The organism is Flavobacterium sp. GW823-FHT06G12 (assembly GCF_058794775.1).
In genome coordinates this window covers 303,122-321,899 of the sequence record NZ_JBXAHE010000003.1, presented here as the reverse complement: position 1 = coordinate 321,899, position 18,778 = coordinate 303,122, and the positions used below count along the sequence as shown (strand labels likewise).

The window sequence follows — 18,778 nt, the reverse complement described above, 5'->3', positions numbered from 1 at the left end:
ATGAAAACAACAAAAATTATTTTTTGGACTACTACAATTCTTATTTTTTTATTTGAGGGCGTGATGCCAGCTTTAACTTCTCAATCAGAAATGGCTAAGGAAGGAATTAGACACTTAGGTTATCCTGAATATTTTGGAAATGCCTTAGTTGTATTTAAAATCCTTGGAGTTTTAGCTTTAATTATTCCGCAAGTGCCAGGACGAATAAAAGAATGGGCTTATGCAGGATTTGCATTTGACTTTATTTTTGCCTCTATAAGTCACTTTGCTGTTGACGGAATAGGTTTTCAAGGTTTCTTTCCTCTAATCGTTTTTGCAATTTTAATCGTATCTTATGTAACATATCATAGAATACACCGTTATAAAAACATAGCGCTCTAAAAACCAAAACCTTATGATTGAAGTTTTTAAAACAAATGTTCAAGAAGAATCTCAATGCTCGATAATCATTGAGAAGCTTCTTGAGCATTATCCAAACAGCTCGATCAACTTCGATTTAGAAGATTGCGACAAAATACTGCGCATTCACGCACCTACCTTTTCTAATACAAAAATTATCGACATTGTTAATTCGCACGGTTACTTCTGCGAAGCGCTTCCTTAAAAAATTAACACTTATCAAATACTTGATTTACAATATTTTAATATTTTTTATTGTATATTTGAAAGAGTATCATTTCCCCTAATTTCTATAAATTTAATTTCACAGATAATGCACTGAGGTTTTTAGCAAACCAATCGGTAAACACGAACTGTCGAATTTTCTATTTCTAAAATTAAAAAAAATGAAGAGCGCTATTCAAAATACCATACTTGAAACCTACAGTAAATTGCACGATTTAGTTTCTTCCTTTTCAAAAGAAGAAATCAATATTGTTCCGTTTGAAGGGAGCTGGACTGCTGGGCAAACCACTCAGCACATTATTCTGGCCTGCTCTGGCTTGACCATGCTTTTTGCAGGAAAAACAGAAAAAACAACCAGAGAACCCGATGAAAACGTAAAAACTCTTGATAATATATTTTTAGACTTCACTACCAAATACCAATCGCCCGAAAACATAAAGCCTCCTGATGTTGAATATGAAAAAGGCACACTGCTGGCTTCCATCAAAAAAATACAAAATGATTTATTTGAAGCAGCAGAAACTTACGATTTAACATTGACTTGTTTAGATTCTAAAGTGCCTGGATTTGACTTTTTCACGATTTATGAATGGCTTCATTTTGCAATTGTGCATACGAAGAGACACACTCATCAGTTAAAATCGATTTATGAGCATATTAAAAAACAATAGATTAGTATTTAACTCAAATTTACTTTTATGAGATCAAAAGTTAGAACCATTGTTTCATCTGGTTTAGTTGCAGGCACATTAGACATTACTGCTGCTATTTTGATTTATGCAGGAATACTACATAAAACAACAGCCGAAAAAATTTTACAATCTATTGCAAGTGGCATTTTTAAGAAAGAAGCTTATACAGGCGGTTCAGAAATGACTCTCGTTGGATTGGGACTTCATTTTCTAATTGCTTTTATTTTTGCCTGGTTTTATTTTAAGATTTTCCCATACATCCCTTTTTTCAAAATAAATACCTTATTATCTGGTATTTCTTATGGTTTCTTTATTTGGGTTGTAATGAATCTCTTGGTTCTGCCAATAGTATTTCCGGTTTTACCAGAGAAGAATTTAGATTTCCCGCTTTTGCTTTCTATTCTCATTGTAATTTGCTGTGTCGGAATTCCGATTGCTTTTATAACAAGAAAATACTATGCAAAATGGTATTAAATAAGGTCCAAAGTTACAAAGGCTCAGAGTTGCAAAGGTTAAAAACTTTGAGCCTTTGAATCTTAAAAATTAAACTTTTCTTCTGCCTGTAATCAATGAAATAATAAACAGGACTAAAAAGATGAAGAATAAAATTTTTGCGATGCTTGCAGCTCCGGCAGCAATTCCGCCAAAACCAAAAATTCCAGCTATAATAGCAAGAATTATAAATATAACTGTCCAACGTAACATAATATTGATTTTTTAAGTTCTTAATACGACTGTTTTATAAGCCTTTTTTGTCTATTTCAAAGTTCTTTTATTCCTACAAATCCTGTTAACTCTATACACTTAAATATTATCCCAATAAAACCAAACCAAAGCTAGACTACGCGCCACTTTCACGATTATTTACCAGCCTTACAGAATTACCATGTTTATGCTTTTGAGTTAATTTTTTAATGGATTGCATTAATCATCACTTCTATCTCAAAGTAATTTTAAATAAAATTTATACGCATAATGGAAGAAGCTAAGAAACATGGCGTCATTTTACAAAAAACAGATCGAACTTTTGAGGAATTAGGCGTTTTAAATCCTGCCATATATCAAGACGGAAATAATGTGCACATGTTTTACAGAGCAGCCAAAAAAGGAAACTTCTCTACTATTGGTTATTGTCGTTTTGAAGGACCGACAACTTTGGTAGAAAGACGTTCAAATCCGATTTTTCTTCCAGAATATATTTATGAAATTCATGGAGTCGAAGATCCCAGAATTACTAAAATAGACGATCTGTATTATATGACTTATGTTACTTATGATGGTCTAAATGCCTGTGGCGCTTTGGCTGTTTCTAAGGATTTGGTAAAATTTAAAAAGAAAGGAATTATTACACCAAGATTCATTCTAAACGAATTTACCAATCTTATTAGAAAGCATTTGCAAAACCCAAGCATCGCCAGAATATTGGCGTTTAATACAGAGAGAAATTATCCGTTAACGGAAACAATGAAAGAGCATTTGTATGTCTGGGATAAAAATGTAGTTCTTTTTCCGAAGAAGATAAATGGAAAATTTGTTGCGCTGCACCGCTTATTTCCATCTATTCAAATTGTTACGTTTGAAAAGAAATCAGAATTAACAGAAGATTTTTGGAAAGAGTATTTAAAGAATCTTCCAGATCACATTGTAATGGAACCAAAATATGATCACGAAACCAGTCATATTGGTCCAGGAGCTCCTCCGATCGAAACGGCAGACGGGTGGCTTTTAATTTATCATGCTGCCGAAAAAAGAGTAAAAGGTTTGGTTTATCACGCTGCTGCTGTTTTGCTGGATTTAGAAGATCCAAAAAAAGTAATTGGAAGATTGCCAAAACCCATTATTACTCCATCCGAATATTATGAAAGACATGGTTATGTCAATTACGTAGTTTTCCCCACAGGAACTGCTATTTTTGACGGCCAACTATATATTTATTATGGCGCTGCCGATGATGAGATTGCGGTGGCATCTTTGAACCTAAGCGAGTTATTAACCGAGCTAAAAAAGAATCCTCATGAAGACAATATCAAATAAATCAAAAATCGTTTTTTTATCAACTTTTCCGCCAACGCAATGCGGCATAGCAACTTATACGCAAGATACCATCAAAGGAATTACAGATGTTTACGGTAAATCTATAAAATGCGAAATATGCGAACTGGTTACAGAGCCTATTGAAGAACCAACGCAAGCATTTACCTTAAACACAAAAAATAGAGCAGAATATGCTAAAGTAGCAGAAGAAATCAATAACGATGAAACTGTGAAATTAGTTCATATTCAGCATGAATTTGGTTTGTTTTCAGGAAATTATGGAGATCATCTTTTAGATTTTTTAAATGTTATTAAAGCCCCTGTCACTTTTACTTTTCACAGCGTAATTCCAAATCCGAATGACGAATTGAGAACTTTTGTGAGACTGCTGTTAAGCTACAGCAACTCGGTTTTTGTAATGACCAATAAATCCAAAGAAATTCTAATCAACGACTACGACATCAATGAAGAAATAATTACTTGCGTACCTCACGGAACCCACATTGTAATATATGAAACTCCAAAACAGGCAAAAGAAAAATTAAACATTGAAGATAGACTAGTGCTTTCTACTTTCGGACTTTTGGGCGAAGGTAAAAATATAGAAACAGGCTTACAGGCTTTACCAAAAATTATTGAAAAAGCGCCAAATGCTTTATATCTAATCATTGGCAAAACGCATCCAAACTTAATCAAAGATGGGGTTGATGCTTATCGTGACAAATTAGAAGCTATCGTCAAAGAATTAAACCTTCACAACAATGTTAGATTTATCAATCAATATTTAGATACTGATGAACTTTTAGAATATCTAAAAGCGACAGATATTTATATGTTTACATCAAAAGATCCCAATCAGGCAGTGAGTGGCACTTTTGCTTATGCCATGAGTTGCGCTTGTCCAATTGTAGCTTCTAAAATTCCGCATACAAGAGAAGTATTAACTTCAGATTCTGGAATTTTGTGTGATATTGGAAATTCTGATCAATTTGCGGAAGCAGCGATTAAATTAATCGAAGATGAAAATTTGAGACATGAAATGGGTATTAGTTCTTTTACAAAAATGAGAGCTTCTTCATGGGAAAATGTTGGAATTACTCAAATGAATACCTATCAGAAACTGATTAAAAATCCATCCGAAATTAAATACAGCTATCCTCCTATTCAGTTAAAACACATCAAAAAACTAACAACCGAATTAGGAATTATTCAGTTTAGTAAAATTTCTATTCCAGATTTAGATTCAGGATATACTTTAGATGATAATGCAAGAGCTTTAATTGCGTTTTGCATGCATTATAAACTAACTCAGGACAAAGATGATCTAGCATATATTTTAATCTATTTAGATTTTATTCAACGTTGCCAAAAACCAAAAGGAGATTTTATCAATTATGTCGATCAAGAAAACCGCGAACATATTGAGCAAAATGCCGAAGTAAATTTGGAAGATTCTAATGCCAGAGCTATCTGGGCGTTAGGAACGGTAGTTTCAATGTCGGATATTCTGCCTGAAGCAATTACCAAAAAAGCCACAAGATGTTTATTGAATTCCCTAAAATGGGCCGAAAATATTCAGTCGCCACGTTCAATTGGTTTTGCTACAAAAGGGTTGTATTTATACCATTCAACCATTCCTAATTTATACGTAGCAGCAATCATCAATAAATTGAATGCTAAACTTCTAGCAAATTATGAAGATACAGCAACAGAAGACTGGCAATGGTTTGAAAATTATCTGACTTACGGAAACAGCATTTTGCCAGAATCTATGCTTTACGCTTATTTAATTACCAATAAACCGGTTTACAAAAAAGTAGCATTAGATTCATTAGATTTCCTAATTTCTAAAACTTTCAAAGAAGGAACTTTCAAAGCCATTTCGAACCAAAGCTGGCATCATAAAGGTTCTGAACCACACGAATACGGCGAACAGCCAATTGATGTTACGTACACCATTCAGAGTTTAAATGCCTTTTACAATGCCTTTAAAACTCCAGAATATAAAAAGAAAATGAAAGCTGCATTTAACTGGTTTTTAGGCAAAAATCATTTGAACCAAATTATGTATAATCCAGTAAGCGGCGGCGGTTACGACGGACTTGAGAAACACAATGTAAACTTAAATCAAGGTGCAGAATCTACTGTTTGTTATCTGACTGCAAGATTATTAATGGAAAAACTAGCCCTGTCACAATCACGCGTTATTCCGTTAATGAAATCTCGAAGCGGTATCGCCATAAATTTATAAGAAAAGATATTGAAGCTAACCAAATACTTCACTTTTTTAAACCCTGAAAATCCCTTTCTTAATGAAAGGGATTTTTTGTTTATAAAAAAAATAACAAAATAAATTTGCCTACCTACTAATAGGTAGTATCTTTGTCAAAAAAATTACTGCTATGACAACAAAGGAAAATATTATTGATAAAGCAGATCAACTTATTCGAGACAAAGGCTATAATGCATTTAGTTTTAAAGATATTTCAAATGATATAGGCATAAAGACCGCTTCTATTCATTATCATTTCCCGACAAAATCAGATCTTGGGGTAGCAACTATTAAAGAACATATTGCCAGATATGAAACTTTAAAGGAAAAGGTGGTTAACGAATCACCTTTGATACAACTTGAATCCTTTCTCGCTGTACATACAAAAATTAAGCATGACAATAAAGTATGCATTGTCGGCTCACTGGCAACAGACTTAAATACACTAGACCAATCAATAAAAGAGGAACTAAAAATATTTGCCAAATTGGTAATTGACTGGCTGACTGAAGTGCTAACTGAGGGAAAAGAACAGAAAATATTTGATTTTCAAACTTCGGCACGAACAAAAGCATTAATGATAATTACTAATATGGTAGCAATAGTCCAACTTTCAAGACTTACAAACGATGACGATTTTGAGTTGGTAAAAGAAACAATATTAACAGAATTAAGACCTAAATAACAATGAAAAGAGTTGTAATAACAGGATTAGGAGCAGTAACTCCTATTGGAAATAGCGTTGAAGAATATTGGAATTCATTAATTAACGGAGTCAGTGGTGCCGCTCCAATAACAAGATTTGACACCACACATTTTAAAACCAAATTTGCCTGCGAAGTTAAAAACTTTGATTCGCAGCATTTATTTGAAAAAAAAGAAATTAGAAAATACGATCTTTTTACTCAATACGCTTTACACGCAGCAGACGAAGCTGTAAAAAATGCTAATATTGATTTTGACACCTTAAATAAAAATCGAATTGGTGTAATATGGGGATGCGGCGATGGCGGTATTTCTACTTTTGAAGAACAAATTGGAGAATATATCAAAGGAAATGGCACACCAAGATTTAGTCCGTTTTTCATACCAAAAAGAATTGTCAACATAGCTTCTGGAGTTATTTCTATTAAATATGGACTTCGAGGAGTCAACTATACCACAGCTGCTGCTTGTTCTGCGAGTAATACTTCTATTATAGATGCATTCAATTACATTCGCTGGGGCAAAGCAGATATGATTATCAGCGGTGGATCTGAGGCTTCAGTTTCAGAATCTTCAATTGGCGGTTTTAATGCGTCAAAAGCATTATCGACATTAAATGATGATTGCACAAAGGCTTCACGTCCTTTTGATTCAACAAGAGACGGATTTGTTTTAGGTGAAGGAGCTGGTGTTGTTATTCTAGAAAGCTATGAACATGCTATAAAACGAAATGCAGTAATTCTAGCCGAAATTGTTGGAGGTGGATTAGCTGCAGATGCCTATCATTTAACAGGAACTCATCCTGAAGGAGAAGGAGCTGTTTTAGGAATGGAACTTGCGCTTGAAGAAGCTGGAATCACTCCAGATAAAATCGACTACATTAATGCTCATGCCACTTCTACTCCAACTGGCGATTTAAGCGAGCTTAAAGCTGTAGAAAAAGTATTTGGAATAAATCCGAATGCAAATATAAGTGCAACAAAGTCCATGACTGGACATTTACTTGGCGGTGCAGGAGCAATAGAAGCGATTGCCTGTATAAAAGCTGTTCAAGAAAACATTGTACCGCCAACCATAAACACTCAAAATGTAGAACAGGATTTTGCAGATAAATTTAATCTAACTCTCGGAAAAGCACAATCGAGAATAGTTAACTACGCTATGAGCAATACATTTGGTTTTGGCGGACATGTAGCAAGTTCAATATTTAAGAAGTTTACAGAATAAATGTCATAGTATAATACTTGCCTATTTTAAAAATCCCTTTCTATTTGGAAAGGGATTTTTTATTTGCGGTCACAAACGTCAAACTGTTTTAATTATTGTGAGTTTATGAAAATTATATAAGGCTGCTAAAAAGTTGTGTAATATATTTTAACAAGTATTGAGCTAACTTTCCTATATCATTTAATGATTTGAAAAAAATGTTAAATAATTGATTTTCAATTCACATCATTCACCTTAAAAACAGAACATTTTGATCCTTGCTATTAAAAATACATTCGCCGAAATTGGAGAGACCACAATATTCGCCAAAAGGTTTTTTAAGGAGGTTTTTATTCCGCCTTATGAAACCCGAGAGTTCCTAAAACAATGTTATGTTATAGGATACAAATCTCTGCCATTGGTTGCTATTACCGGTTTTATTATGGGCTTAGTGCTTACGCTTCAATCTCGTCCGACTTTGGTAAAATTTGGAGCAGAATCCTGGCTTCCGGGAATGGTGGCGCTTTCGCTGATTAGAGAAATTGCTCCTGTAATTACAGCATTGATTTGTGCAGGAAAAATTTCGTCAGGAATTGGTGCCGAATTAGGATCTATGAAAGTAACTGAACAAATTGATGCTATGGAAGTTTCGGCTGTAAATCCATATAACTATTTGGTGGTAACTAGAGTTTTAGCCTGTACTCTGATGGTTCCTATCCTAGTATTTTTTGCTGACGCGATTGGAATCATTGGAGGATATGTTGGAATAAACATTCACGGAGATGTCAATTTTTACCGTTTTCTAACTCAAATTATTCAATCCTTAGAATTTCTAGATCTGTTTCCAGCAACATTAAAGACTTTCTTCTTTGGATTTATTATTGGAATTATTGGCTGTTTTAAAGGTTTTAACGCTTCCAACGGAACAGAAAGTGTAGGACGAGCAGCAAATTCTGCAGTAGTTACAGCATCATTAAGCATTTTTATAATTGATATGGTTGCTGTTCAAATAACCGATTTATTCTTTTAAAATGATGAAGGAAAAATTACATAAAGAACCTAAAACAAAAGAAAAAGATCTAACTCCGATTATTGAGATTAAAGATCTGCACAAAACTTTTGGAAAAGATAATGCCGTTTTAAAAGGCGTAAATCTCACTTTGAATAAAGGTGAAGATTTGGTGGTTTTAGGACGTTCAGGCTCTGGAAAATCGGTTACCATAAAATGTATCGTGGGATTGATCGAACCAGACAAAGGCGAAATTAAAGTTTTTAATGAAAACGTTCTTAATATTTCAAAAAGCGAGCTGAATGAGATTAGAGTCCGAATCGGATTTTTGTTCCAAAGTGGAGCACTCTACGATTCGATGTCCGTTAGAGAAAATCTCGCTTTTACCTTGACCAAACACAAACGCGATTTAAGCCGTGAAGAAGTTGATAACGAAGTAATGGAAGCATTAGAAAATGTTGGTTTGGCAGATGCTGTAGACAAAATGCCTTCTGAGCTTTCGGGCGGAATGAAAAAAAGAATTGGTCTGGCGCGCACGCTAATCTTAAAACCTGAAATTATTCTCTATGACGAACCTACAACTGGTTTGGACACGATAACGTCAAGAGAAATCAGCGAATTGATTTTAGATATCAAACACAAACAAAAAACTTCTTCGATTATTATCACACACGATATGGCCTGCGCAAAAATGACGGCCGATCGAATTGTAGTTTTAAAAGACGGAGTTATTCATGCCGAAGGAACATACGAAGAATTAGAAAAAGACGAAGACGAATGGGTACGCTCATTTTTTGAATAAGCAAAATAAATAATAGAAATCATGAAAAAGGAATCTGGATATACTTGGAAGCTAGGAATGTTTGTAACGATAGGTTTACTGCTTTTTATAATGGCTGTATATTTCATAGGAAAACAGCAGAATCTTTTTGGCTCAACTTTTCACATTAGCTCTCAATTTAAAACGGTGAGCGGTTTAGAAGTCGGAAACAACGTCCGTTTTTCTGGAATTAATGTTGGCACAGTAGAGCAAATTCAGTTAAAAAATGACTCTATTGTTAGGGTAGTTTTGGTAATGAAAGAAGAGGTTCGAAAATTCATTAAAACAGATGCCACAGCCAGTATCGGTTCTGATGGTTTAATGGGCGACAAAGTGCTAACTATTTCTCCTGGCAACAAATCTCAAAAAATGATTGAAGACAACGGACAGATTGCTTCTATTGACGGAATTGAAATGCAGGACATCATGAAAAGCGTAAAGAAAAGCGTAGACAATATTGGCGTGATTTCAGACGAAATAGCCATTTTCAGCCACAGCATGAACAACGGAAACGGAGCTTTGGCAAGACTGGTTAAAGATGATAAAATGGCAAACAGCGTTTCCAACACACTTTCTAATCTAGAAACAGGAACAAAAGGTTTCAGCGAAAATATGGAAGCTGCAAAAAGCAATTTTCTATTTAGAGGCTACTTCAAGAAAAAAGAAAAGGAGAAAAAGGAAAAGCAAGAAGAAAGAAAAGAGAAACAAGAAGAAGCTAAAAAAGAAAAGGAAGAGAAGAAAGAAGCAAAAAAAGAGAAGCAAGACGAGCAAAAGAAAGAGGAACAGCAAAAAAAAGAGGAACAGCAAAAAAAAGAGGAACAGCAAAAAAAAGAGGAACAGCAAAAAAAAGAGGAACAGCAAAAACAGGAAGAAGCTAAAAAAGCTGAAACTGAGAAAAAGTAAATATGTGTTAAATCTAAAATTCCAAATTCCAATTCTCACTTTATGTCATTTGAGCGAAATCGAAGGACACGCCCTTTAGAACACACAGAATAGATTAAGCATGCGATCCTTCGACTCCGCTCAGGAGGACAAATTAAAAATCCAGCATATCACAATTCATAATTCACAACTCACAATTCACAATTAAAAAAAGTATATGCCTAGTTCATTCAAACATACCGCCTTAAAAGTTTTAAAAATTACTGGAATTACGATTGCAGTAATTTTGTTTTTGCTGTTCATTATTCCGTTGCTATTTCCTGGAAAAATTGCTTCGGAAGTGAAGAAAATTGCCAATGAGCGACTGGATACCAAATTGGAATTTACTAAATCTAAACTTTCGTTTTTTACACATTTTCCTTCATTGACTGTTTCGTTAGACGATTTGTCTTTAATGGGATCTAAGCCTTTCAGCAATGATACTTTATTAAAAGCAGATCAAGTTGCTTTTGGAATTGATATTAAAAGACTGCTTTTTGATAATGAAATTAAAATCAATAAACTATATGTTTCAGATGCTTTAATCAATGTAATGGTTAACGAAAAAGGTCAAGCTAATTATAATATTTATGTTGCTCCAGAAGACAGAAAAAATGAGAAAGAAGATCCAAATGCTCCAGAAGAAGGAACAGCAATTCGATTAGAACGCATTGATTTACAAAACTGTCATGTAAAATATAATGATCGTTCTGCAAAAATTCTAGTTGATGCAAAAGGCTTTAATTATATCGGAAAAGGAAATCTAAGCGAAGACATATTTGATCTTGCAACTGATGCCAAAATTGATAATCTTGATTTCTATTATGACCGGACAGGTTATTTAAGACGAAAAAAAGTGAGTGCCGATTTAATTACTCGAATCAATACGCATGCGCTTACTTTTATTTTGCAGAAAAACGAACTTCACATTAATAAATTACCATTAAAATTTACGGGAATATTTAGCATTTTAAGAGATGGCTATAAAATCAATATCAAGGCAGCTTCAGAAAATACCACTGTAAAAGATTTACTTTCTGTAATGCCTCCTGAATATTTGACTTGGTTAGAAAAAACAGAAATTTCAGGAAGAAGCGATTTACTGCTTACTTTCAAAGGAGATTATAATGTCTCGAAAAAACAAAAACCAAACTTAGCTTTCAATTTAAAAATTAATGAAGGTTCGGTAAATTATAAAAATGCGCCAGTTCCTTTAACCGATTTTCAAATGGATTTGAATGCGATGCTTCCGTCTTTGGACACCGAACAATTGCTCGTTAATTTGAGAACCTTGAAATTTAAAGTGGGCGAAAAAGATTATTTTAATGCTTATCTGCACAGCAAAGGTTTAAACGAAATGTCGATAAATGCAAGCGTGAAAGGCGCTTTGGACCTTGCTGTTGTTGACGCCGCATTAGGATTGGAAAATATTGATTTAAAAGGAATTCTAAAAACCGATATTCAGGCACGAGGAGTTTTTAGCACTTCTAAAAAATTATTTCCAAAAACGATCGGCGGTATTTCTTTAAGAAACGGATGGCTGAAAACGAAATATTATCCAAATCCTATTACCAATATCACTTTTATAGCCAATATGCTGAATAAAGCGGGAACCTATCAGGATTTGATTGTTGCCGTAGCGCCTGCTTCTTTTGTTTTTGAAGGAAACCCTGTCTATGTAAATGCTACATTGTCTGATTTTAGCGATCTGGCTTATAACGCCAAAATTAAAGGCGAACTGAATGTGGGCAGAATCTATCAGGTATTCTCTCAAAAAGGTCTTGATTTGACTGGTTACGCCAAAGCTAATCTTTCATTAAAAGGAAAACAAAGTTATGCCACAACTGGCCAATATGATAAACTCGATAACAAAGGGACTTTATTGCTAAAAAATATAAAAGCAACATCTGAATTGTTCCCAAAAGCTTTCTTTATCAAAGAAGGACATTTCCGTTTTCAGAATGAGAAAATGTGGTTTGAAAAATTTAATGCTTCATATGGAAAATCAGATTTTGATATTAATGGTTATCTCTTAAATACGATCAATTACTTTTTAGAATCGAAAGGGACTTTGAGCGGAAACTTCAACCTAAAATCAAAACTAATTAATGTTGATGAATTTATGGCGCTTGAAGACGGCGAAAACAAGGATCGAAACCTAGAAGTAGAATATGCCAAAGAAGATCACCCAAAAATGAGCGGTGTTGTCATTATTCCAAAAAACCTAAATGTCAATTTAGATGCCAGCGCAGACAAAATAGAGTATAACAAATTGGTTTTTAACAAATTAAACGGAAAAATAGGAATAAAAAAAGAAGGATTTTACTTAGAAAACATTACCTTTAATATCATTGATTGTGTTTTAGGAATTAATGCATTATACAAAGACGAATCTCCAACTTCGGCACATTTTGATGCTCATTTTACAGCAAAAGATTTTGATGTTCAAAGAGCATACAAAGAAATTCCGATGTTTCATGACATGGTTACTGCTGCTGAAAAAGCACACGGAATAGTTTCTGTTGACTACAGTGTAAAAGGAGATTTGAACGGAAATATGGGACCAATTTATGAATCGATGCAAGGCGGAGGAACAATAAATTTGCGTGATGTAAAAATTAAAGGTCTCAAACTTTTTGACGGAATTAGCTCTAAAACAGGACAAAGCGGTTTGGACAATCCCGATATGAAAGGAATTGAAATTAAATCGACTATCGACAAAAACCTTATAAAAATTGAGCCATTTACTTTTAATGTAGCCAGCTTTAGGCCCACCATTAAAGGAACTACAAGCTTTGACGGACTTTTGGATCTTAGAATGCGCTTAGGACTTCCGCTTTTCGGAATCATAGGTTTTCCAATTGTAATTACTGGAACGCATGAAGCTCCCAAAATTAAAATATTCAGTAAAACTGGACAGGAAATTAATCCTGCCGTTTATGATGAAAAAAACAATAAAGTAATTCGAAAAGAAAAAGTCAGCAAACCCAAAACAAAATAATAATGAATTCTATATCTCAACATAAAAGCAGCGCTTTCGAAAAGTTTGCTTCTAAAGTTTCAAAAGCTGCCGGAAGCACACCAGCTTTTATTGGAGCTCTTTTTCTTGTTATCGCATGGGCTGCTTCTGGACCAATATTCGATTATTCCGAAACTTGGCAATTGGTTATTAATACAGGTACAACCATCATTACTTTTTTGATGGTTTTCTTAATTCAAAAAGCGCAAAATAAAGATTCGCTTGCTATTCAATTAAAACTAAACGAATTAGTGGCATCCAACGATTTATCGAGCAATAGTCTTGTTGATATAGAAAACATGACTGAAGAAGAAATGATCATTATTCAAAAATATTACCATCACCTTAGCGAATTGGCAAAAAAAGACATCACTATAAGAACGTCCCACTCTATTGCAGAAGCAGAAGAAGTTCATAGCCGTAAAAAAGAAAAAAATAATAAACCAAATAATACTAAAAAACCTGCCAAAAGCACCACTAAAAAAATAACCAAAAAATGAAACTGAGCTCTACTGAAACCTATTGGCCTTTAAAAAATGCCATAAAACAAAGTTACCCTTCAATAGATTCTGATATCCATACCGACATTTTAATCATCGGTGGTGGCATAACAGGAGCTTTAACAGCGTATAAATTATTAAATGAAGGAAAAAAAATTGTTCTTGTAGACCGTCGCGATGTCTGCGGTGGAAGCACTTCAGGCAGTACGGCCTTATTACAGTATGAAATTGATGTTCCGTTACATCAACTAATAAAACTTCGTGGTGCTAGATGTGCTATAGATAGTTATCAAAACGGAAAAAAAGCCATTTTTGATCTTCGAAACATAATTGATACTGTAGGTTGCGATTGTGGTTTTGAGTTTAAAAAAAGTGTTTATTTCACTACTTTAAAAAAAGATGTTCCCTATTTAAAAAATGAATTCAAAGCCAGAAAACAGCATGGTTTTGAAATAAGCTGGTTGAGCAGATCTGAATTGCAAAAAATGGGATTGAACGCAATTGCTGGGGTAGAATCTAAAACAGCCGCTGTTATGGATCCTTTTAAACTGGCAACCGATCTTTTGTTTCATTGCCATGAAAAAGGAATGCAAATTTTTGACCGAACTAACATTGCTTCCATTCAGCATCAAAAAGGCAGAATTCTTGCCACTACAGATTCCAAACATACTATTACTGCCGATCACATTATACATTGCACCGGTTATGAAAGCACAGAAACTTTAAAAGAAAAAGTAGTTGATTTAAAAAGTACTTATGTTATCACTTCTGAAAGTCAGTCTGATCTTCCAGAGCATTTTAAAAACACTATTTTTTGGGATACAGCCTCTCCATATCATTACATTCGAACTACAGAAGATAATCGTATCATAATGGGCGGCGGCGATGAGGATTTTAAGGATACAACAAAACGAGATAAATTGCTTCCTAAAAAAGAAGCGTATCTTTTAAAGCAATTTTTTAAAAGGTTTCCAGATTTAGATTTTAAAATTGACTATTCTTGGGCAGGCACTTTTGGAGAAACCAAAGACGGTCTTCCTTACTTCGGGAAGCCAAATCCGAGAAAAAATGAACATTATATTCTAGGCTTCGGAGGAAACGGAATTACTTTCAGTGTAATCGGAATGAATTCAATCCTGGATTCTCTCAATAACAAAAAAAATACAGATTTAGATTATTATCGATTTGGAAGATAGAAAAGATTCTAAGATACTGAGATACTAAGGTTCTAAGTTTTTTTTCTTAGAGTCTTAGTATCTCAGAACCTTAACAACTTAAAGAACTAACTCCATCTGGATATTACATCTCTTATATGGCGTTTCAAGACCGAAAACTTTTTCGAAACCAAGTTTATAATATAGGTTTATTGCGGGTTTTAGAATCGTGTTGCTTTCTAAATATATTTTTTTAGCTCCGAGTTCTTTTGCTTTTTCGGCAATTGCTTTTCCTAAAAGCCAACCAATGCTTTTTCCTTGTGCTTTTGGAGAAACGGCCATTTTTGCCATTTCAAAATCATATTCGGAATTGTTCATTTTAATCAAAGCACAAACTCCTACAGGTTCATTTTCATATAAAGCCACTAGAATTTTTCCTCCTTTTTTCAAGATATAATCTTCAGGATTATCCAACGCTTTATAATCGGCTTCTTCCATTTCAAAATATTTCGAGATCCACTCTACATTCAATTCTCTAAAAGCTTGCTGATATTCTGGTTTATATTCTACAATTTTTACATCTTTGCTTTCTCTTTTTTTCTTTTGTTCGCTAACTCTTTTTATTAAAGATTTTTGCTCTAGTAAAAACTCCCATTCTTCCAATGCTGCCCACAAATTGTGCTTGCTTTCAGTAATTATCCCTTCAATTGCAACATCAATATCTTCTAGCTGCTGCTTGATTTTCTTCGAAATTAAAATTCCTTTTTCAGTAAGTGCTACATTGTTCTTGCGCTTATCATCTGTTTTTGCGCTTTCTTGAATTAATCCTGCACCAATCATTTCCTGAATAATTTTGCTGACAGAAGGCTGAGAATGACCAATTTCATTAGCAATTTCAGTAATGGTTATTTCACGTTCTTCTGCCAATGTATAAAATACAGGAAACCACTTCGGTACAAAATCTACTCCATACAATTCATATATTTTGGCAGCATCATCGATAACAATAGCAGTCATTAAACGTAAACGACTTCCTAACGCCGCTTTTCCAACTTTATCAAAAAATCCCATAAACAAATAATTAATTATATAACTAGTTATGCAAATGTATAAATTTTTTAGATACTAAGAAACTAAGGTTCTAAGATTCTAAGTTTTTTTTTGAAAACTTAGAATCTTAGAACCTTATTGTATATATAATGTGCTTTAGAGCTAGCGACAGTACTTTTTTTTGAGATACTAAGTTGCTAAGATTCTGAGCTTTTCCAAAAAACTTAGAATCTTAGCGACTTAAAATATAATTATGCTTTTTAGCTAGCGACAGTTTTTTTTATGCTAAACCATAAGTTCTCTCAAAAAAACTTAGAACCTCAGAATCTTAGAATCTCAGCAACTCCAGCCGCTAGGCCGTAATAGCCAAAGAATTCAAATTAAACTTATACTCTTTTGGGCTGCAGTTGAATTTTTGTTTAAATATTTTAGAGAAATAACTTCTGCTGGTGAAACCAATGCAATACACTATTTCTGAAATATTTAGATCGGATGTTCTGATTAGGATTTCGGCTTTAAGAACACGCATGTGTGTAATATAATCGTTGACAGTACGATTGTGAATCATTTTAAAGCCTTCTTGAAGTTTGTTTGGCGATAATCCAGATTTTTTACTCAAAGATTTGATTGAAAAGGCTTCTTCCGGGCTTGTTTTTATGAATTCTGAAAGTTCTTTTATTTCCTCCATTTCTCTCAAAGTCAATCCGTTTGACTCATTTGCAAAAGCATATAAATCATCAGAGTGCTGTTGTATTTCCATTGCAAGAATAATTCTCATTATTCCTTCTTTCAACAAATTTCTAACAATTCCTTTTTGTGTAATAGAATTAAGCTGTTCTATTTTTTCTGCAATCTGCAAATTATATGATCCAATGTAAAAGAAATCTGTTACTTGATTATTCTCAAAAAAAGTATCTTTTACTTGCTGACTTAAAGAATGGGCTTGATTGGTATCATCAATCTCAGTTCCGACAATAATTAAGGTAAGTTTTGTTTTTTTTCCTTTCTCAAAAAATAAAACATTATCTTGATTTTCTTTTGATGTTACTATTGCAGTCTGAAAGGTTTTCAATTTTCGCTCTTCTCCACTTAACCCAAAACTATGCGAAAGATTACCTTTAGAACAATAAGCAAAATAAATAGGAGACGATTTTACATTTAGAAAATCTAGTCTGACATCTCCAGAAAATGTCATATCAAACTGAACGTATGAGATATTATCATTAAAGGAAGCTCCAATAATAGAACCTTCTGCAAAGTCGTTTTCTACTTTAAGTGCATATTCGTCTAAATCAAAAGTCACCTTTCCGCCAAAACTAGTCTGAAGTTCATCAAATATATTTTGAGTTTTTTCTGTATTTATAGTAACAATTTTCATGGTTCGCCGGATTTTAAAATTCTATAATTCCTTAAACAGATTATTTGCTAAAAATCTGAGAATCAAAGTTCGCTTAAAGACAGGCCAAAAATGTTATATAATTTTTCAGTTTTGTTTTATAATTCCTTATAAATGTTTATTTTAACATAAGCCATTATTTATTAAAACATGAAAAGTTTTTCCTTTGCTCCTATTAGTTCTCCAAATTCTAAAATTCTGATTTTAGGCACTATGCCTGGAACAAAATCTCTAGAACTCAATCAATATTATGGTCATAATCAGAATAACTTTTGGAAATTTATGTTTCAGATTTTGGGAGAAGAATTTTCTAATGATTACGAAATACGAAAAAGCTTATTAATTAAAAATGATATCGCATTATGGGATGTCTTACAATTTTGCGATCGTATTGGAAGCTTGGACAGTGCCATAAAAAACGAAATCGCAAATGATTTCGAACATTTTTTAGCAACTCACTCTAAAATAGACAGTATTCTTTTTAACGGACAAAAGGCAGCGGCATTTTTTAAAAAATATGTTCACTTGACAAAGGAATATAAAACGTTTACACTTCCATCAACAAGTCCTGCCAATGCTGGCAAGACTTTTCAAGATAAATTAAAGGAATGGAGCGTCATTAAAACCTTATTATAAAGATTCTTTTTTATACAATTTAAATACGAATATTGAAATCATGTAACTTTTTCCTTTTAAAGTATAACAAAATTTAACCGCTCTCGATCTAATTTTACATCAAAGAAAAATAAGCCATATTGAAGATTTGAAAAACGAAATGGAAAGGCTTTCTTCTTATTAAAATTTACAAAGCAAACTGTAAAAAGTTTAGTCTATAAAGAGAACATTGGTTATGTTAGTTTATTTTTGGGAAAAAGCTACTCTATAGAAATATAGAGTAGCTTTGTTTTTATAGGCTGCCATTTAAACATAAAAACATGAAAATCCAGACATATTACAATCATATACGATTTTATACTCCGCACCATTTTATATATTATCCTGTTTTAATTTTATTTTTAGTTGCTAGCGTTTATTTGGCTATTACAACAGAAGATCATTTAATATGGGGTTTTATCAGCGTAGCTTTTGTATTTCTTTTTGCAGTAGCCTACATGCTGCGACAGCATTATGCGCTAACGCTTCAAAACAGAATTGTACGTTTAGAAATGCGTTACCGCTACTTTACCCTTACAGGGAAAAGATTTGAAGAATTTGAATACAAGCTTACAGATGATCAAATATTTGCATTGCGTTTTGCGCCAGACAACGAATTAGTTCCGCTTGTTGAAGACGTTTTAAAAAATAACTTAACTGGAAATGCAATCAAAAAAGCAATCGTACACTGGAAAGCAGATTATCATAGAGTTTAGTAAAAA

General features: G+C 33.3%; 19 protein-coding genes. 16 read left to right on the top strand and 3 right to left on the bottom strand.

The features are described 5' to 3' along the window. From AC1Q5Z_RS14095 to AC1Q5Z_RS14080, 4 genes are all read left to right on the top strand, one after another. Positions 1-381 (top strand): DoxX family protein, encoded by a 381-nt coding sequence (locus tag AC1Q5Z_RS14095; protein WP_286969831.1) that lies wholly within the window; start codon positions 1-3, stop codon positions 379-381. A 13-nt stretch (positions 382-394) separates the two neighbouring features. Further along, positions 395-604 (top strand): hypothetical protein, encoded by a 210-nt coding sequence (locus AC1Q5Z_RS14090; RefSeq protein ID WP_198857938.1) that lies wholly within the window; start codon positions 395-397, stop codon positions 602-604. 181 nt (positions 605-785) lie between these two features. Beyond that, entirely contained in the window at positions 786-1,295 is a 510-nt protein-coding gene (locus AC1Q5Z_RS14085; protein ID WP_343584246.1) for a DinB family protein, read from the top strand. Positions 1,296-1,322: 27 nt separating this feature from the next. Next, positions 1,323-1,790: a DUF1440 domain-containing protein gene (locus tag AC1Q5Z_RS14080; RefSeq protein ID WP_343584247.1), complete on the top strand. Its 468-nt coding sequence runs from the start codon at positions 1,323-1,325 to the stop codon at positions 1,788-1,790. A gap of 69 nt (positions 1,791-1,859) precedes the next feature. Here AC1Q5Z_RS14080 and AC1Q5Z_RS14075 read toward each other — a convergent pair whose 3' ends face one another. Next, positions 1,860-2,021 carry a DUF1328 family protein gene (locus AC1Q5Z_RS14075; protein ID WP_129747735.1) on the bottom strand — a complete coding sequence of 54 codons (162 nt, stop codon included), beginning with the start codon at positions 2,019-2,021 and terminating at the stop codon, positions 1,860-1,862. 270 nt (positions 2,022-2,291) lie between these two features. On the opposite strand from AC1Q5Z_RS14075, the gene AC1Q5Z_RS14070 reads away from it, so the two are divergent. The 10 genes from AC1Q5Z_RS14070 to AC1Q5Z_RS14025 all read left to right on the top strand — a co-directional run bounded on the left by AC1Q5Z_RS14070 (position 2,292) and on the right by AC1Q5Z_RS14025 (position 14,998). Beyond that, positions 2,292-3,350: a glycoside hydrolase family 130 protein gene (locus AC1Q5Z_RS14070; protein WP_343584250.1), complete on the top strand. Its 1,059-nt coding sequence runs from the start codon at positions 2,292-2,294 to the stop codon at positions 3,348-3,350. After that, the gene (locus AC1Q5Z_RS14065) at positions 3,331-5,601 is read left to right on the top strand and encodes a glycosyltransferase (protein ID WP_343584252.1); all 2,271 of its coding nucleotides are present in this window, start codon (positions 3,331-3,333) and stop codon (positions 5,599-5,601) included. The genes AC1Q5Z_RS14070 and AC1Q5Z_RS14065 overlap by 20 nt, the downstream gene beginning before the upstream one ends. 151 nt (positions 5,602-5,752) lie before the next feature. After that, a complete protein-coding gene (locus AC1Q5Z_RS14060) occupies positions 5,753-6,307 on the top strand; it encodes a TetR/AcrR family transcriptional regulator (protein WP_343584254.1) in 555 nt (184 codons plus the stop codon). Between the two features lie 2 nt (positions 6,308-6,309). Further along, positions 6,310-7,554: a beta-ketoacyl-ACP synthase II gene (gene fabF, locus AC1Q5Z_RS14055; RefSeq protein ID WP_492445435.1), complete on the top strand. Its 1,245-nt coding sequence runs from the start codon at positions 6,310-6,312 to the stop codon at positions 7,552-7,554. A gap of 250 nt (positions 7,555-7,804) precedes the next feature. Next, the gene (locus tag AC1Q5Z_RS14050; RefSeq protein WP_198857934.1) at positions 7,805-8,563 is read left to right on the top strand and encodes an MlaE family ABC transporter permease; all 759 of its coding nucleotides are present in this window, start codon (positions 7,805-7,807) and stop codon (positions 8,561-8,563) included. A 1-nt stretch (position 8,564) separates the two neighbouring features. After that, positions 8,565-9,344: an ABC transporter ATP-binding protein gene (locus tag AC1Q5Z_RS14045; RefSeq protein ID WP_281633097.1), complete on the top strand. Its 780-nt coding sequence runs from the start codon at positions 8,565-8,567 to the stop codon at positions 9,342-9,344. 21 nt (positions 9,345-9,365) lie between these two features. Next, positions 9,366-10,265 carry an MlaD family protein gene (locus AC1Q5Z_RS14040; protein ID WP_492445432.1) on the top strand — a complete coding sequence of 300 codons (900 nt, stop codon included), beginning with the start codon at positions 9,366-9,368 and terminating at the stop codon, positions 10,263-10,265. A gap of 196 nt (positions 10,266-10,461) precedes the next feature. Beyond that, positions 10,462-13,284, top strand: a complete 2,823-nt coding sequence (locus AC1Q5Z_RS14035; protein ID WP_492445430.1) for an AsmA family protein — start codon at positions 10,462-10,464, stop codon at positions 13,282-13,284. Between the two features lie 2 nt (positions 13,285-13,286). Beyond that, a complete protein-coding gene (locus tag AC1Q5Z_RS14030; RefSeq protein WP_343584264.1) occupies positions 13,287-13,802 on the top strand; it encodes a low affinity iron permease family protein in 516 nt (171 codons plus the stop codon). After that, positions 13,799-14,998 (top strand): NAD(P)/FAD-dependent oxidoreductase, encoded by a 1,200-nt coding sequence (locus AC1Q5Z_RS14025; RefSeq protein WP_198857929.1) that lies wholly within the window; start codon positions 13,799-13,801, stop codon positions 14,996-14,998. The genes AC1Q5Z_RS14030 and AC1Q5Z_RS14025 overlap by 4 nt, the downstream gene beginning before the upstream one ends. Before the next feature lie 78 nt (positions 14,999-15,076). Here AC1Q5Z_RS14025 and AC1Q5Z_RS14020 read toward each other — a convergent pair whose 3' ends face one another. Next, on the bottom strand, positions 15,077-16,027 hold the full coding sequence (locus tag AC1Q5Z_RS14020) for a bifunctional helix-turn-helix transcriptional regulator/GNAT family N-acetyltransferase (RefSeq protein ID WP_492445429.1): 951 nt from the start codon (positions 16,025-16,027) through the stop codon (positions 15,077-15,079). Between the two features lie 331 nt (positions 16,028-16,358). After that, entirely contained in the window at positions 16,359-17,384 is a 1,026-nt protein-coding gene (locus AC1Q5Z_RS14015; protein ID WP_198857927.1) for a helix-turn-helix domain-containing protein, read from the bottom strand. Between the two features lie 168 nt (positions 17,385-17,552). On the opposite strand from AC1Q5Z_RS14015, the gene AC1Q5Z_RS14010 reads away from it, so the two are divergent. Continuing rightward, positions 17,553-18,038, top strand: coding sequence for a DNA-deoxyinosine glycosylase (locus AC1Q5Z_RS14010; RefSeq protein ID WP_343584268.1), 486 nt, complete (start codon positions 17,553-17,555; stop codon positions 18,036-18,038). A 299-nt stretch (positions 18,039-18,337) separates the two neighbouring features. Further along, a complete protein-coding gene (locus tag AC1Q5Z_RS14005) occupies positions 18,338-18,772 on the top strand; it encodes a DUF6526 family protein (RefSeq protein WP_278021100.1) in 435 nt (144 codons plus the stop codon). Positions 18,773-18,778: the final 6 nt, after the last annotated feature.